Source organism: Brevundimonas sp. VNH65 (genome assembly GCF_049445955.1).
In the GTDB taxonomy this organism is placed as follows: Bacteria; Pseudomonadota; Alphaproteobacteria; order Caulobacterales; family Caulobacteraceae; genus Brevundimonas.
Window position 1 is genome coordinate 65,811 of sequence record NZ_JBMSDX010000003.1, and the last position, 16,195, is coordinate 82,005.

A 16,195-nucleotide genomic window follows, 5' to 3' on the forward strand; every position below is an offset into this window, starting at 1 on the left:
ACAAACCTATCGGAGAAAAGCCATGGCCGATCAGCGAAAGCTCTCCGGACGCGTCCTTGTCGCCGGGCATCGAGGGATGGTCGGCGGCGCGTTGGTTCGTCGACTGGCGGCCGAAAACGTCGAGGTCCTGACCCTTGGTCGTTCCGACGTGGATTTCGTTGACCAGGCCGCGACTTTCGAAGCCGTGAAGACGCTGCGGCCCGACGTCGTCATCGTCGCGGCGGCCAAGGTCGGCGGCATCCACGCCAACAACACCCAGCCGCAGGCCTTTCTCTACGAGAACATCGCCATCGCCCAGAATCTGATCGAAGGGGCGCACCGCGCAGATGTGAATCGGCTGTTGTTTCTCGGCTCCTCCTGCATCTACCCGCGCGAAGCCGAGCAGCCGATTCGCGAAGAGGCTTTGCTCACCGGCCCGCTAGAGCCGACCAATCAGTGGTACGCCATCGCCAAGATCGCCGGATTGAAGCTGGCTCAATCCTACCGCCGGTCCTTCGGCCGGGACTACATCTCGGCCATGCCGACCAACCTGTATGGCCCGGGCGACAACTACCATCCGGAGCACAGTCACGTCCCCGCCGGCCTGATCCGGCGGTTTCACGAGGCGAAACTGCGTGGCGACCCTCAGGCGACCGTCTGGGGCACGGGGACGCCGCGCCGCGAATTCCTGCATGTCGACGATCTGGCTGACGCCTGCGTCTTTCTCCTGAACACCTACTCCGACGAGACCGCGCTGAATGTCGGCGTCGGCGCCGACATCTCTATCGCCGACTTCGCCCGCGCCGTGGCCAGAACCGTCGGTTTCGAGGGCGAGCTGACATTTGACACCTCGCGGCCCGACGGAACCCCTCGCAAGTTGCTCGACGTCAGCCGCCTGGCGGCCCTAGGATGGTCTGCACGCATCGAACTGGATGACGGCCTGAAAGGCGCCTATTCGGATTTTCTCGAGCGCGGCCTGGGCTAAACCCTATCATCGAAGGAACTCGACCATGTCCGACGGTCATGTGAAGCTTCACCTGGGATGTGGCGTCAAACATCTTCCTGGATGGGTGCATGTCGACGCCCTGCCCTACGACCATATCGATCATGTCGGTCCGGTCGAGGTTCTGCCGTTCCAGGCCGACGGGAGTGTCGATCTGATCTACGCCTGCCATGTGCTGGAGCATTTCGGCCGCAACGAGTACCAGGCCGTCCTGGCGGAGTGGCGCCGGGTGCTCAAGCCGGGCGGCGTCCTGCGTCTGGCGGTTCCGGACTTCGCCGCGTGCGCCGAACTCTATGTTCAGGGCCGTTTGAACAGTCTGAACCAGATCATGGGTCTGCTGATCGGCGGGCAGCGGGATCAATATGACTTCCACAAGGTCCTGTTCGACGAACCCAGCCTGACGCAGGCGCTGCTCGACGCCGGCTTTTCCAGCGTCCGCTCATGGGATTGGCGCGACACCGAACACGCCGGCATGGACGACTACTCCCAGGCCTACCTCCCGCACATGGACAAGGTGAACGGACGACTGGTGAGCCTGAACCTCGAAGGGGTGGCGTAGAAAAGGCGATGCAGAATAGCAGAAAGAATATCGAGGTACAATAAGTGATTAGCAAGCCGACCAGTCACACTAGAGTGTTCCTGCTTGATGATATGCAGAACTCGCCGTTTGTTCTGAAAGATCAAGCCGCCTACCTGTCAGCGACTATAGTTGACGATATAGACGAAGCTGATTTGGTAGTTGGAAGACGCAGGTCTATGTTTGATGAAACTCGCCTACCCAAAGATAAAGTATATTTGCTTTGGACTCACGAGCCATTTTTTGATACTACGCCATCTACAATTATTGCTAACTTTTTTTCCGCGCAATTCCAAAATCGACACTTGTTCGTCTTCAATGTCCACAACGGGTTAGTCTATACAGATAATTTCTATCTTTCGGCCCGAACCCGGAAGATGAGGAACGTCGAAACAGAGTCCGATTTGAATGTCCCGTTCGCCGACAAAACAATTACATTTGCAGCTACCTATAAACTTTCGAAATGCCTGGTCGACGGAGTAGATAAATCTCTAAATAAACTCAGATGCGATATAGCAGTCGACCTGCACAGATCAAAGCAGATGAAAATCATTGGGCGAGATTGGCCTGATAATATTGCAGAAGCCGAAAGCCGATTTGACGATCGACCGAATAAGAAGCTTGAGTTCCTATCAACATCAAATTTCAACTTTTGTTATGAGAACTCACACGCAGATTACTATGTAAGCGAAAAGTTATGGGAGGCGATATCTGGCGGATGCCTCCCTATATACTACCCCAAGGACTCCATTTATTTGAATTTCCCCAGAAATTCTTTAATAGATGGAAGAGAATTCCCATCTTCTGATGATTTAGCAGAATTTGTCAATAGTATGACGTTCGAAGAATACAGGCGGCGTGTAAATTTGTGTCGCCGCATATTTAATTTGGCCGTCTCGGAGCAGCTGTTTTCGAGATCACGTCAGAGAACTACAGATCGACTCAACATGTTTTTGAGGACTGTTGTATCTCAATTGAGATCAGGACATTAAAAATGGGCAATGATCCAATCTACGAAGGACACTTATCTCAAAAGAAGCTCGCGGCCTTGCAGCGACTGTCGGCAAAGTACGCCGATGTGAATAAAGTACTGGTCACTTTTTCGAATAAATATTTCGAATCCGCTCAAATAAACCTGATAGACAGCGCCAAAAACCACTGCGAATTCACGCAATACGCATCATACAACAGTATGTGGCTCCTGAAAACGAGGTTTTACAAGAAATACTCAAATATACTAGATCAAGAAAAAGGAGCCGGGTATTACCTTTGGAAGCCATTTATAATACTCCACGCAATGGACCGTCTGAATGATGGAGACTTCATCATTTATAGTGATTGCGGAAAAAAAGATGGTTTGAAATTCGACCGAAGCATACTGCCCATTATCGGCAAATGCGACGAAAATGGCGGCATATTAACAGCCAGGCCTCTTCGATACAAGCAGTCGGAGTATACGAAAAGAGATTGCTTCGCTCTCATGTCTTGTGACCATGAATCATTTTGGAACTACAAGCAAGTACCTTCAGGATTCATTTGTTTGAAGGTCTGCCCGGACGCTAGAAATCTTGTTCAACAATGGCTCGATTTCTGCACTGATCAGAGAATTTTGACCGACATTCCAAACGAATCCGGCCTCGATAATTTCCCAGACTTCAAAATGCATAGGCATGATCAGTCGATTTTGACTAATTTGTACTGCTTGAATAACGTAAAGTTGAACACGGATTGGCCATCTCTACCCAATAACGGTCGAGATCTCGCTGGTCTTGCGGAGAATTCAATGCTGGATTTCGCTTGCCGTCCACAAGGTTTGAAGAATGTGGCGGTTGGCAAGTCGATATCTTTGAGCTCAGGAAGATTGCGCAACCCTAACGGGTGCTTAAAGGGCTTCAGGGGAGCCTTTAGTGCTTTCTCTGTAGAAACACAGAAAGAAGCGAAACCATGGATCCAAATAGATCTCGAAGATGTATACAATATTAAAGAAATTTATATATTTAATCGATCTGGAGGATGCGCTTCGCGTGCGAGAACCCTCAAGGTTAATATTAAGCAGAATGAAGAGCCCTATAGGTTGATATTCGACGCGGATTATTCTGATTGGAACTTTAACGAACCGTTGATATTGATTGTGGACGAACTGGCCCGATTTATTAAACTCGAACTCGATGAAAACGAGACCCTACACATCGACGAGGTCGAGGTATATTGTTAGATTCGGTCATGTGACTAGTATATTCGAACTGAATGCCAATTCTGTTTGATTTTGGCTAAAAATTTTGATCCAGGAAGGGATTATAAGATTTTCTCGGAGATTATTGATCGAAATTGGCTATTCATCATCTCATATTTCGTATAGCGGGATTCTCCGAAAGAAGAGCTGAGTTTCGTGCGGGAACTGAATGACCACTGATGATCTCGAAGGCCTGTCCTGGTACGCGGGCTCCAATCTCGCTGGCGACGGGCACCTCAAGCGCATTCCGCGCTGGAAGCGCCATTTCAAAGGCTACACCGACCGCACGGCTGACGTTCTGGATATCGGCTGCGGCGCCGGGGCGTCGGCGATCTTCTTCGCCAACTATCTGCCCCACGCCCTGATCACCTGCGTGGACGATCAGGATGACGCCGCCTGGGAGGTGTTTCGCGGCAATCTGGGTGAGGTTCACGCCGGCATCCGGCGCGAACAGGGCGGACCGCTGGGCAAGCTGGAACAGTTGCTTCAGGCCGATCGCAAGTTCGACATCATCCACATCGATCGGGTGCGCAATCGGGACTATGCGATCGCGGTCGGGCTGATGGCCTGGAAGGTGCTGCGCTTCGGCGGGATCATCGTCTGGAGCGAATACCAGTGGGGCGAGGGCCGTCCGTCAGACAAGCGCCCCCACGAGGCGATCAACCTGGTTCTCGCGCTCAAGGAGGCGGAGGCCCGCGTCCTGTGGACCGGCAGCCAGTGTGTGGTTCGGAAGTCGCGCCAGACAACCGACGGCTGATTTCGCCGACCTGCGCCGCCTCTGTGACTTGAAGATTCTGGACGCGCTGCGCCGGGCCGGGCAAGTTGGCGGCGGAGCGATGATCGACAGCCTCTCCCTTCATCGGTCTTGCTGATCACTCAACGGGATGCCGGATGGCCCTGCCTTTCAAGTTGCGCGTTTCGACCGGTGATGCAGCGACCGCCTTGCCGCTGGAAATCACCAAGGCCCTGAGAGACGACGGGGCGCCGCAAGTCTTCGAGGACGGGCTGCACTTCTCCTTCAGGGATGCGGAGGCCACCGGTCGGCTGATCCTCGACGGGAACCGCACAAACCCGGCCAAGGCGCAGACGGTTTTTGTCTACTACTTCGATCGGGAGAAGGTTTCCGCGCTGAATTTGTCGGCGTCCGTGGCCTTGTCGGGCCCGAATCCGAGCCTTGATATTCTCCTGCTCTATTACGACGACGAGGGCGAATACCTCGATGGCGTCAAGATTGCCTGTGTGTCTGCTGAGGTCACGCACAGGCTGGAGCTGCCCGAAGCCGCGACCTGTTGCAATGTCCAACTGCGCTTGAGCGGCGCAGGATCCATCTCCGGTGTCTCCATATCGACCGCCGATCTCGGCGTCAGCGTGAAGCGTCCCGCCGCCAGTTCGCTGTCGATCCCTCACATCCTGCAACGCGCGCGGCGTGTGGTGTCCTCGGGCCCGACATCCGTGGCTAGCGCGCCCGCAAAGCGTCGGATCGAACTGCCCCAGACCGTCGAAGGCTTGGCAGAAAAGGTGCGCCTCGTTCCAGGCGGAGGGGTTTCCACCTTCACCACCCTGGCTGCGAACGGCCTGCGATCCGAGTTGGTCATCGCTGCGGCCATGAACCAGGAGACGGTGGCGATGTTCCCTGCGCCGGTCCGCCCGTACCTCGGCAGCGCCGCTCTCGGCGCTCTGGGGGGGCGAAACGGCTACCAATTGGCGCGCGACCTTATGGAGCGCGAGGATCTGTTCGCTGACGTCGGCGCACTGGACGACGCCGAAACGCGCCGTCTGATGCTTCGTCGGGGGCGGATCTACTATCGCACCGGATCCGTTGAAGAAGCCTGTAATGTCTACAGGCGGCTTCTTGCCGACGATCCGCTCGATGGCGCGGCGTTCATGGGATATCTGCTTTGCCTTGATGACGCCGAGGCGCAGGATTTCCTCCTCGGTCATGCATCATCGCTCAACTATATCAAAGGCCTGTCGTCACGGGCCCTGGTCTATCTGGGCCAGAGCCTGCTGGGCGCAGGCGCGATCGATCAGGCCAATGCCCGTCTGCACAAGGTCATCGCGGCAGGCGATGTCGCCGACGGGAAGATCGGACTCGGCAATCTCTATCGCGCCATGGGGTGTGAGGCCCTTTGGCTTGACACCATCACGTCGGCCTTCGCCTATGACCGGACGCAATTGACGATTGAGCCGCCGGCCGACGGAAGCCCCTTCTTCTTCGGCATGAGCCTGTCGATCCCACGGCACTATGGCGGGCCGAAGGTGACGGTCGTCACCACCGCTTACAATGCTGAACGGACAATTCGACGAAGCATCGAATCTGTCCTCGCTCAAACTTCGGCGAACCTTGAGTATTTCATCGTCGATGACGTCAGTTCTGACGGCACGCGGGCCATCATTGCTGAAATGGCCAGCGCAGACAGCCGGATCCGGCCGCTCTTCCTCGGGCGGAACGGCGGCACCTACGTCGCAAAAAACCAGGCGATCGCCGCCGCTACTGGCGACTACATCACCTTCCACGATTCCGATGACTGGATGCATCCTCAGCGGATCGAAGCCCACCTCCGCATCTCGGATGGCAGCGCGTGCTCTACCTCGAACTGGGTGAGGGTCAGGGAGGACGGCCAAGCGATGGTGCAGCGCGGCGCGGCGTTCGTGCACCTTAATCCGGCGTCGACCTTTGTACCACGAGAGTTGTTCGGGAGGATCGGCGCCTTCGACAACGTTCGCGCCGGAGCAGACGCTGAGTTCCTCGCCCGCATTCGTGCCTCCGGTACGCCGGTGCGCAGCCTCCAGGAGCCATTGGGGATTGGCCTGGAACATGGCGGGTCGCTGACCCAGTCAGGCGCCACCGCCTTTGACGCGCATAGGTATTCGCCGGTCCGCTCCGCCTACGTCACGAGTTGGTTGGCATGGCATATTCACGAGCTCATCAGCGGCCGGTCGCCGGCGATTATCAGCGCCGAACGCGCCTTCGATTGTCCGCGTGAGCTGTCGCCGCATTGAACGTTACATTCAGGATGTGAATCGGCGTTCAACCGCACCGGACGAAAATTCCTCCACCGCCCGTGCCTGTATGTCCCGCTGACGCGCCCTGCCCGTCTTCACCCATCCCCTGACGATTTCGCGAACCACATCCCGCACCTCGTCCGGCTGGGCATAGTAGGCCATGTCGCCGAAATGCTCACGGAACGACGCGGGCAGGATAACCGGGCGCCCCCTGATCAAGGCTTCGACGATGGTCCGGCCGAAGGCCTCGCGCCACTGGGTGTGGGGGAAGTAGACGAAGAGGTCGATCTGATCGAGGTAGGTCCACGGATCGATCGCGCCATAGTCAAGCACGGTCCAGTTTTTCGGAAGCCCGCCGAGACGCCTCTGGGGAATGACCGCCCCGCCCAGGATGTGGATCTGGAAATCGCGGTCGGCTGGATAGGCGGCGCGGAGCTCATTCGGGTCTTCCAGCCACTTCTCCGGGCCGTCCCGACCATGGCGACCGATGACGATCGGGAACGTCAGGGCTTCGGCCACCTCGCCGACATGGCTTTCAACGTCAAAGGTCGGATTCCAGTCGGTCGCCGTCAGTTCCTGATCAGAAAATGTCTCCAGCAACTCCGCCCGTATGCGCGGGCTGATCGGAGCAAGGGCATAGCTGTCCGGGGTTGCGCGGCGGATGATTTGGCGCAGGACGTCAGGGTCATAGACCTGGCCGCCGCTGATCGCGTGGCGCGAGTTGTTGATCACATACCAGGCCCGGCCCGCGCGTAGGCCGCCGGCCAATCGTGCGAACGCCGGCGAGGTGATGACGCGGGGATGGCGAACGATCAGGTCGTCGCATTCTATGCCGTCAACGTCCCACCAATGCCGGATGATCTCGGCATGCTCCCGGAACTTGTCGGAGATGTCGAAATGGTCGCCGTTCTTCAGGCTGAACGCCACCGGACAGTGCACGACCTTGATGTCCACGCCGCCCGCCCGGAGCACGCGGATCTCCTCCAGGGTGGTCGAGGTGTTTCCTCCAGTGAAGTTGAGGTGCGTCACGATACAGACCTGAGCCTTTAGCTGGCGCTCCGGCGCAGGAGACTCTGTAGCGACCGCCAGGTTGGCGGCGACCTTCGCGTGCGGGTTCAGCGATTCCGGCTCGGCGGGATACTTTCGCGGTCTATGCGGGAACGGCAGATAAGCCGTCGATCGATCGAGACTGGAATGCCATCGGGCCGCCTTGCTCCGATTGCTCTTGCGCACCGCCGAGGGGCGACCGGGCGCATAGCCGTGATCGGGATGGTTGGTCAGGCCGTCGGGCATGTCGATGGCGAACATGGCGAACTCGGGCAGGCGCGGAATGATCCGCGCCTCGACCGTCTCGATGCGGTGGATCAATTCGCTGTCGCCGCCGAACCGAAGTTCGTCCCAGAAGCCATAGACGCCCTGAAGCCAGCGCCGCTCGATCATCAGGGAGATAAAGGCCGCAGACCCGACGCCGTCGAAACAGTTCCGCCCGATCTTGGCGAACCGGGTCACCTTCATGTCTGCGTCGAGCCTTAGCATGCCGGTCAGGCAGAACGGCTCGCCCGCCTCCTGCAGAAATCCGACCTGCCGCTCGATCCGCTGCGGGTGGGCCCAGTCATCGGCGTCGTGACCGGTCACATACTGGCCTCGCGCCAGCCGAAGACCGAGGTTTTTCGATACATAGGGCCCGACGTTCTCGGCATTGCGCAGGATCCGCACCCGCGGATCCGTTTGCGCCAAGGCCTGAAGCCGCTGCCAGGTCGCATCCGAACTGGCGTCGTCGATGATGATCAGTTCCAGATTTGACCAGCTCTGGGCGAGGATCGATCCTGCCGCGCCCATGACGGTGTCCGCCGCGTTGAACGCCGGCATCAGCACCGTGACCAGAGGCCCGCCCGTGCGTCGGGAAACCTCGCGGCAAGAAAAGCGATCGACCAGCTGCGGCCGGGACATGTCCAGCATAATCGGCGCCAATCCCTGGCCGGCGAGATATCGGTTGATGGACGCGGTCCATCCTTCGAAGTCGCCCGCAGCCGCCGCAGCGTTGGCCTTCAGCGCTTCCAGGCCGCCGAGTAAATCCTCGGGCAGGTGACGCTCGGCCAGGCGAAGGGCGAGATCGTGGCCGTGAGTCTCGACGATCTCCGACGCCGCCTTCAGCACGAACTGGCTGTCCGCCGGCAGGTCGGGATCCTCGTTCAGCCGTTCGAAAGCGCCCGCCGTGCGATTCTCGAACGCCTTGGCATGATGGCCGTGAGTCTGCCGATAGAAGGCCATCGGCGTGTCGGGGGACGGATCGCGCCCCATCCGGCTTCCGTATTTCAGCCAGTGCGTCCTGGGATCGAATTCGGCGTATTCGACGTCGCCGTAGCGCGCCACGTACCAGGCCTCGTCGAACTCGACTTCGACCCTGTGGTCGATAAGCAAATCCATCACCCGAACCCAGACCTCGCGCCCTGTCTCGCAACCTTGTCCCGCAGCGTTTGCGACTCGGGTCAGGGGATACGTCTTATGCCGCTCCGGGAGAAGTCCCCGCCGCCTCAGAGCGACCTCGCAGCGCCGTCGGAGGCATGTTGATCCAGCACGGCCGCGCGGCTTCTGAGAATCTCATCCAGCGGAACCGTCATTTCGTCACCGGCCCGGAACCGACGCTCACCCGGTCCGGGCGGGAACGGCAGCTCGCCGGCGGACGAGTCCTGGGCGAAGGAGCCATGCCAGGCGGCCCAGGCGTCACTGTAGATCCGGCGCACCGACGACAGCCTGCCCATCTGGTCAACGCCGTACGCAGGATCGTTGGTGAGACTGCTCTCCAGGTCCAGACAGAGCATGGACACCTGTTCGTAGGTTCGGAACGCTCCGCCGATCAGCCGCTTCGCCCGCGCGATCAGTTCGCTGTCCGCCGCAAATCGGACATTGTCCCACCCCCCGAGCCGGCGCTTCAGGAAGTCGGCCTGATAGAGGCAGGTCACGGACGCCAGCCGCAGCACGCCGTCCGGCGAGAACTCCGATCGTGCCCCGATCCTCACAAACCGACCGTCCGGCGCGAGACGCAGCATGTGCGTCAGACTGGCGGGCGGCGCCGTCGCTTCTTGGAGGACAGCGCCCATATGGGCTTCCAGACGCTGGGGATGGGCCCAGTCGTCTGCATCATGGCCGGTGATCCAGGCCCCCTGGGCCACCTCCAGCAGGATATTCTTGCAGACATAGGGGCCGACGCTGACCGGACTGCTGAACGCCTTTACGCGCGGGTCCCGGCGCGCGAGTTCCTGGATGACGGCGCCGGTGGCGTCGGTGCTGGCGTCATCGACGATCAGCAGTTCAAGGTTGCGCCAACTCTGGTTCAGGATCGACGTCGCGGCGGCGACCAGCGTGTCCTCAGCGTTCCGCGCCGGCATGAGGACCGACACCTTGGGCCCGGACGTCACCGCCTCCGACGCTGTCCCGATGAACCGATCAATGAGCGAAGCGCCCCCACCCAGCATCACCGCGCCGGCGCCCCGAGTTGTCAGATAGCGATTCAGACAGGCCAGCCAGCCGCTCTCGTCTCCCGCCGCCAGGGCGGCATTGGCGCGCAGAAGGTCGATCGCGGCGGACGATGCCGACGTCGCGTGCAATTCGGCGAAGAACAGTCCCTGTCGCGTCGCCCCGGTCCGACAGATCGCGTCGGCGGCCTGAAGCTCTCCGAACTCCGGGGGCGGGGCTCGCAGCAGGGCGATAGCGAGGTCGGAGTCCGCCGCCGCCTCAGGCCCCGGCGCGCGCCCCATCGCATGGCCATAGCGACGATAGTGATGCTCGGGGTCCAGCCTCAGGTCCCTGACGTCGGGATAAGTCGCCGCGTACCAGTCCGGATCGAACAGTCCGCGTCCGAAAACGGCATCCAGCGAAGCATCCAAGGCTGCCATCTACAGCCTCAGGTCGCTCGCATCGATGGGAAAGGCGGCCTTGAGGTCGAACAGAACCCCGTCAGGCGCCAGCAGCGCTCGCAGGCGATCAACGCCGCCGGCAACGACCTCGTCATGGGGCACCGCGACGACCACCGCCTGATAGGCGCCCGTTCGCGGTAGCTGGCGATCGATATTGGCGCCGAAAATACGGCGCACCTCGTCCGGATCAGCTTCCCCGTCAACGACATGCGGTTCCAGCCCGTATTCGCGCAGGTTTGACAGCAGGTCGATCACCTTGCTGTTGCGGATATCGGGGCAGTTCTCCTTGAAAGAGACGCCGACCACCAGGACCTGCGCGCCCTTCACGGGCAGCCCACGCTGGATCATCGTCTTCACCAGGCGGGAGGCTGCGTGCCGCGCCATGCCGTCGTTGATTTCTCGCGCCGAGCGAATGATGTCGGGGATGTAGCCGACCGACATCGACTTATGGACCAGGTAATAGGGGTCGACGCCGATGCAGTGCCCTCCGACCAGGCCGGGCTTCAGCTTGATGAAGTTCCACTTGGTCGCCGCCGCCTCGATCACCTCATTGGTGTCGATGCCCAAATGAGAAAAGACGATGGCCAGTTCATTGACCAGGGCGATGTTCACGTCGCGCTGGGTATTCTCGATGATCTTGGCCGCCTCCGCCACCCGGATGGATGACGCACGATAGGTGCCGGCCTCGATGATGCTGGCGTACAGGGCGTCGATGAAATCGGCCGCCTCGGGCGTCGAACCCGAGGTGACCTTGACGATCTTGGTCAGCGGCCGGGCCTTGTCGCCGGGGTTCACGCGTTCGGGGCTGTAGCCGGCGAAGAAGTCCCGATTGAACGTCAGGCCGGACTCTCTTTCGACGATCGGCAGGCAGTCCTCTTCCGTGGCGCCCGGATAGACGGTCGATTCATAGACCACCACTCCGCCTTGACGGATATATCGCCCCACGACTTCTGACGCGGCGATCAGGGGCGCCAGGTTCGGGCGACGGGAAGCGTCGATCGGCGTCGGAACAGCCACGATGAAGACGTTGCACTCGGCAAGGGCATCGATGTCGCTCGACAGCCGAAGACCGACCGATTCCCGCAGGTCCGCGTCGGCCACTTCTCCGGTCTCGTCGCGGCCGTCCAGGAGGGTCTGGACACGGGCGGCGTTCACATCGAAGCCGACCGTCGGGTATTTTCGGCCCAAAGCCACCGCCAGCGGCAACCCGACATAGCCGAGTCCGATCACCGCGATGCGCGCGTCATCGAGCGGGGGCAAGCGGGTCACTGGCGCGTCCATAAAGACGCCTCTACCCCATCACGACGCCGCCCGACACTGCTCGCGGCACGACCCGGCACCCGGCGTCAGCCGGCCTGGCCCTGAAGGCGTCGAAGTTCCTCGTCCTGCCGACGGGCCAAATCTTCCAACGCGATCCACTCAGCCCGATCAAACGAAGCGTCCGGGAGGTCGCGACTAACCTCCGCCTGCTGCTGGAGGGACTCGATCGTTGCAACATAGTCCCGGCGTTGCTGTTCGCTCTGATCTCGCAGAGCCGCAGCTTCAGCTCGCAGCGCCTCGATCTCACCGTTCAAACTCTCGACCAATGAGGAATCGGCCGCCGGCGCCCCCGCCGATTCAGCCGCACGACCATCGAGGCGTTCGGCCAGCGCCCAAAGCGCTTCGACGTCGACGGCCTGATCGGCGAGCCGACGCTCAAGATCCGCCAAGGTCGAATCGAACATCGCCTCGCGCTGCTCGATATGACGGGTCAACAGCGCCAGTTCCCGAAACCGTTCGTCGATCTCCGCGCGAAGCTGCGCCTCACCGGCGGTCGAGGAGAGCGAAATGGGAGAGGCCTCGTTTGGCGTGACCATCGTCCGACCTCAGTGCGCCGAGAGACGAACGAGCAGGAAGGAAAGGTCCCGCGTATCCGGCAAAACGTTCGCGGCGCGGTGCCGTGTCCGGATGCGCAGATCGACGCTCTCTCCTACGGCGAGCGCGACCGGCAAGGCGAACTCCTTCAGTTCGCCGAGGCGGGCGAAATCCGCCGTCGAGGCCGACGTCGATGCGGCCACGATGAACAGGGCGCTCGGCATATCCTCTTCCGGCTTGACCCAGGCGGCCACGCGCACCTCGTTCGTCGCGGCTTCGACCCTCACGGTCAGACGAACCTCGGGCTCGCACCAGTCGTCGCTGAAAAGGCCTTCAGATGCGACGATTTGCAGTCCAACCAGTTCCACGAAGATCTCCCGTGCCGAAACCCGATGGGATGGGCATAGCTTGAAGCCGTGACGGAAATCCAGACGCGGGGGTCAGAAATGTCGGACGACGCTCAAGGAGGCGCCGACCCGGTCAGCTGAACGCCGCGTCCAGGTCCAGACCCGGCGGCGCTCCACCGAGGTTCGCGGCGAAAGTCTCGTCGTCGACGCTCCAGGCATGGTGCCCGCCAGGACCGCGTCGGACATAGACATAGTCGTAGGGATCAGCCGACCAGACGCCCTTTCCCCCATCCAGCAAGGCCTGGCAGAAAGCCTGGTCCTCACCGTGAGGCCGGGCCTCGAACCGCTGATGTGACGCCTTGTCCCGGGACCACAGCAATGTGCCCCCGAACACCCGCTCAACCAGAGCATTCGGCCGCGCGCCCCCTTGGGGAAGCCCGAACGCGTCGCCGCTCTCGACATGACAGTAGGCCAGGGCCTTGCCGGTCAGGGCCACATGGTCGTGCTCATTGTGCATCAGCGCCGCGACGGCGCGTCGGATGTAGTTCGGTCCATAGTGATCATCGTCGTCGATCTTGGCGACGAGGTCGGTGTCGCTGGCGTCCACGCCCAGGTTCAGCAGAGCGCCCAGGGGGGCGTCGGCGGGGCCTCGCAGGATCGTCACCTTGGCGATCTGTCGGAACTGCGCCCTGACGATCTCGCCGTCGTACCCGTCCGCGACGAAAACAACACTCAGATCGGGATGGCGCTGCTCGTCCATCATCCGGGCGATCCGGGGCGCGAACTCGGGCCGCTTCGACACGCACACCATGGTTGTCGGCGCCGGCGCCAAGCGCTCGACTCCGGCGATGGCGTAGAAGGCTCGACGAGCCGCGGGCGCCGGCGCCAGGAACGGCTCCGGGGCGGCGAAAGGTCGGTCTGCAATCTCGTTCGGCGGAAAGGCCAGGGCCGTCGAACCGCCGGACGCCAGGGTCTGGTGCCAGGCCCGCCAGGCCTCGACATAGGCGCGACGCGGCCCCGTGGGACCGGACACATGATTGATGCCCAGAACCGGATCGCTGGTCAGGCCATGATCGCCGTCCAGGCAGATCATGCCCACATAGGGAAAGTCGACGTAGGCGGACGGCGCGGTCGTCCGCGCGCGATGCAGCATCTCGCTGTCGCCCCCGACCTTGACGCTGTCCCACGCCCCCAGATTCTGGTCGAAGAAATCGCGGCGGATCAGGGCGGAGATCGGCGCCTCCTTGGCCACCCCATCCGGAGAGTTGCGCGAGACCGGCGACAGGGACCGGCAACTGCCGTCGGATCTCAGTCGGACCATGCGCATCACACTGACCGCAGCCCGCTCCCGCGCGACGAAATCCATGTGGTCCGCGATACGGCGCGGGTGCGACCAGTCGTCGGCGTCCTGGCAGGTGAGCCAGAGCCCCTTCGCCAGGCGACTGGCGATGTTCTTGGAGACATAGGCCCCCATATTCACCGGATTTCGGTGCAGCGAGATCCTTTGATCGCGCGGTTCGAGCGCCTTGAGGCGTTTCCAGGTGTCGTCGGTGCTGCCGTCGTCGATGATGATCAGCTCAAGGCGGCGCCATGACTGGTTCAGGATGGACGTCACGGCCGCTTCGACCGTATCGGCGGCGTTGAATGTCGTCATCAGGACCGAGACCAGCGGGCCGTCAGGCCGATGTTCCGGAACCACCGCCTCGAGGTCGTTGATGATGTTGTCGCTGACGCGCGCCCTGCGGACCGCCGGAGACGCCGCACCGGCCAGATATGTGTTGAGCGCCTCGATCAGCGCCCTGCTCTCCCCGCCTGCGGCGTGCCGGTTCACATCCAGCATGGCCAGGGTGTGCGCCAACTCCGGGGGGATATGCCGTTCGGCGATGGTCCGGGCCCGTGCGTAATCAAGTCGCCTTTGAACGCAGGCCGCCGCATACAGAACCCGACCGCCGTCCATCACCGGCGTTCCCGCCTCTCGGGCGGCAAGGTGGCGGAACAGGGCCGGAATCTGCGACGGCCCGTCAGGCGGTGGACAGGCCGCGTCATGGAAGACAGGGCTGAAGACGGGCCCCGCGTCTCGTCCCAGCACCGCGCCGAACCGCCAGTAGTGCTCGACAGGGGACAGTCCGGACAGGCCCACGTCGGGATAGCGCGCCGCATACCAATCGCCGTCGAATTCTTCCGAAGACAGCAGGTCTTCCGGGCGTATCGACATGGTGGGTTCGACAGGATTCAGGCGGCGGGGATGCGCAGGACGATCGCGAACGCCCGGCTCGCCGACCCTATGGAGAATCGTCGCGAAGTCCACCCTCTCGCCCGTGCGTCGTCGATCTTGATTATTGTATACGATCTCGGATCGTGATGAAGTCGTCAGTGCGGCTGCCGCCGTTCGGAGGCTGACATGATCGTGCCGATCCTGCTGGGGGCTCTTTCCCTTCTCGCCCTGGCCTATGCCGCGCGCCTGATCATCGAGGCCCGGCGACGTGGGGACCTGGCCCTCCGCCCGGAGGGCGTCGCTGTCGGGGCCGTCGCCAACTTCTTCGACACCCTGGGAATCGGCTCGTTCGCCCCCACCACCGCATGGCTGAAGCTCAGAAAGCTGATCCCGGACAGTTTCCTTCCCGCCGTCCTGATCGCCGGGCATTGCCTGCCGACAGTGACCCAGGCCCTGGTCTTCATCAATCTGGTGCAGGTTGATCCGATCCTGCTGGCCGCCTGCATCGGCGCGGCGGTCGCGGGGTCGCTGGTCGGGGCCCCCATCGTCCAGAAACTTCCGGTGCGCGTGGTCCAGGCCGTCGTGGGCGTCGCCCTGCTGATCGCTGCGGTCCTGTACGCCCTGACCAATCTCAAGCTCATGCCCGGCGGCGGCCAGGCCCTGGCTCTGTCCGGCGGTCTGTTTGCCGCGGCGGTCGCGGCGCATTTTGTCATGGGGGCGCTGATGACCTTCGGCATCGGCCTCTACGCTCCCTCCCTGATCCTGCTCAGCCTGTTCGGCCTCGACCCCAAGGCGGCGTTTCCGATCATGATGGGCGCCTGCGCCTTCCTCATGCCGGTCAGCGCCTTCAGCTTCATCAAGGGCCCCCGCATCGACCTGAAACTGGTGCTGGGCATGGCGATCGGCGGCATACCGGCGGTTCTGCTGGCCGCGTTCGTGGTCAAGTCCCTGCCGCTGGAAGCCCTGCGCTGGGGCGTGGTGGTCGTGGTGCTGTACGCCGCCGCCGTCCTTCTGTGGTCGGCCCTCAAGGGCGGCGACCCCGATCCCGCCCCCAAACCCTGACG

At 61.4% G+C, this 16,195-nt stretch carries 13 protein-coding genes; 7 read left to right on the forward strand and 6 right to left on the reverse strand.

Annotated elements, in window-relative coordinates; all coding sequences use genetic code 11:
• Positions 1-22 precede the first annotated feature (22 nt).
• From ACO2Q1_RS07285 to ACO2Q1_RS07310, 6 genes are all read left to right on the forward strand, one after another.
• Positions 23-964 (forward strand): GDP-L-fucose synthase family protein, encoded by a 942-nt coding sequence (locus ACO2Q1_RS07285; RefSeq protein ID WP_423328829.1) that lies wholly within the window; start codon positions 23-25, stop codon positions 962-964.
• A gap of 25 nt (positions 965-989) precedes the next feature.
• Positions 990-1,541, forward strand: coding sequence for a class I SAM-dependent methyltransferase (locus ACO2Q1_RS07290; RefSeq protein WP_423328830.1), 552 nt, complete (start codon positions 990-992; stop codon positions 1,539-1,541).
• A 395-nt stretch (positions 1,542-1,936) separates the two neighbouring features.
• Positions 1,937-2,551, forward strand: coding sequence for a glycosyltransferase family 10 domain-containing protein (locus tag ACO2Q1_RS07295; protein WP_423329042.1), 615 nt, complete (start codon positions 1,937-1,939; stop codon positions 2,549-2,551).
• Between the two features lie 2 nt (positions 2,552-2,553).
• Positions 2,554-3,774, forward strand: coding sequence for a discoidin domain-containing protein (locus ACO2Q1_RS07300; protein WP_423328831.1), 1,221 nt, complete (start codon positions 2,554-2,556; stop codon positions 3,772-3,774).
• 187 nt (positions 3,775-3,961) lie between these two features.
• The gene (locus tag ACO2Q1_RS07305; RefSeq protein WP_423328832.1) at positions 3,962-4,549 is read left to right on the forward strand and encodes a class I SAM-dependent methyltransferase; all 588 of its coding nucleotides are present in this window, start codon (positions 3,962-3,964) and stop codon (positions 4,547-4,549) included.
• A gap of 134 nt (positions 4,550-4,683) precedes the next feature.
• Positions 4,684-6,795, forward strand: coding sequence for a glycosyltransferase (locus ACO2Q1_RS07310; protein ID WP_423328833.1), 2,112 nt, complete (start codon positions 4,684-4,686; stop codon positions 6,793-6,795).
• A gap of 9 nt (positions 6,796-6,804) precedes the next feature.
• Here the strand turns inward: ACO2Q1_RS07310 and ACO2Q1_RS07315 are convergent, their stop codons facing one another.
• From ACO2Q1_RS07315 to ACO2Q1_RS07340, 6 genes are all read right to left on the reverse strand, one after another.
• Complete coding sequence (locus ACO2Q1_RS07315) at positions 6,805-9,225, reverse strand: glycosyltransferase (protein ID WP_423328834.1); 2,421 nt, start codon at positions 9,223-9,225, stop codon at positions 6,805-6,807.
• A gap of 107 nt (positions 9,226-9,332) precedes the next feature.
• Entirely contained in the window at positions 9,333-10,694 is a 1,362-nt protein-coding gene (locus tag ACO2Q1_RS07320; RefSeq protein ID WP_423328835.1) for a glycosyltransferase family 2 protein, read from the reverse strand.
• On the reverse strand, positions 10,695-11,984 hold the full coding sequence (locus tag ACO2Q1_RS07325; RefSeq protein WP_423328836.1) for a nucleotide sugar dehydrogenase: 1,290 nt from the start codon (positions 11,982-11,984) through the stop codon (positions 10,695-10,697).
• Positions 11,985-12,061: 77 nt separating this feature from the next.
• Positions 12,062-12,571 carry a hypothetical protein gene (locus tag ACO2Q1_RS07330; RefSeq protein ID WP_423328837.1) on the reverse strand — a complete coding sequence of 170 codons (510 nt, stop codon included), beginning with the start codon at positions 12,569-12,571 and terminating at the stop codon, positions 12,062-12,064.
• 9 nt (positions 12,572-12,580) lie between these two features.
• A complete protein-coding gene (locus tag ACO2Q1_RS07335) occupies positions 12,581-12,823 on the reverse strand; it encodes a hypothetical protein (protein WP_423328838.1) in 243 nt (80 codons plus the stop codon).
• Between the two features lie 226 nt (positions 12,824-13,049).
• Positions 13,050-15,131: a glycosyltransferase gene (locus ACO2Q1_RS07340; protein WP_423328839.1), complete on the reverse strand. Its 2,082-nt coding sequence runs from the start codon at positions 15,129-15,131 to the stop codon at positions 13,050-13,052.
• 186 nt (positions 15,132-15,317) lie between these two features.
• Here ACO2Q1_RS07340 and ACO2Q1_RS07345 point away from each other — a divergent pair, with 186 nt between their 5' ends.
• Complete coding sequence (locus tag ACO2Q1_RS07345; protein ID WP_423328840.1) at positions 15,318-16,193, forward strand: sulfite exporter TauE/SafE family protein; 876 nt, start codon at positions 15,318-15,320, stop codon at positions 16,191-16,193.
• Positions 16,194-16,195 lie beyond the last annotated feature (2 nt).

Bases quoted from the DNA above. Each gene is read 5' to 3' on its own strand.
- ACO2Q1_RS07285 (WP_423328829.1), top strand. From the start codon at position 23: ATGGCCGATCAGCGAAAGCTCTCCGGACGCGTCCTTGTCGCCGGGCAT.
- ACO2Q1_RS07290 (WP_423328830.1), top strand. From the start codon at position 990: ATGTCCGACGGTCATGTGAAGCTTCACCTGGGATGTGGCGTCAAACAT.
- ACO2Q1_RS07295 (WP_423329042.1), top strand. From the start codon at position 1,937: ATGAGGAACGTCGAAACAGAGTCCGATTTGAATGTCCCGTTCGCCGAC.
- ACO2Q1_RS07300 (WP_423328831.1), top strand. From the start codon at position 2,554: ATGGGCAATGATCCAATCTACGAAGGACACTTATCTCAAAAGAAGCTC.
- ACO2Q1_RS07305 (WP_423328832.1), top strand. From the start codon at position 3,962: ATGACCACTGATGATCTCGAAGGCCTGTCCTGGTACGCGGGCTCCAAT.
- ACO2Q1_RS07310 (WP_423328833.1), top strand. From the start codon at position 4,684: ATGGCCCTGCCTTTCAAGTTGCGCGTTTCGACCGGTGATGCAGCGACC.
- ACO2Q1_RS07315 (WP_423328834.1), bottom strand. From the start codon at position 9,225: ATGGATTTGCTTATCGACCACAGGGTCGAAGTCGAGTTCGACGAGGCC.
- ACO2Q1_RS07320 (WP_423328835.1), bottom strand. From the start codon at position 10,694: ATGGCAGCCTTGGATGCTTCGCTGGATGCCGTTTTCGGACGCGGACTG.
- ACO2Q1_RS07330 (WP_423328837.1), bottom strand. From the start codon at position 12,571: ATGGTCACGCCAAACGAGGCCTCTCCCATTTCGCTCTCCTCGACCGCC.
- ACO2Q1_RS07340 (WP_423328839.1), bottom strand. From the start codon at position 15,131: ATGTCGATACGCCCGGAAGACCTGCTGTCTTCGGAAGAATTCGACGGC.
- ACO2Q1_RS07345 (WP_423328840.1), top strand. From the start codon at position 15,318: ATGATCGTGCCGATCCTGCTGGGGGCTCTTTCCCTTCTCGCCCTGGCC.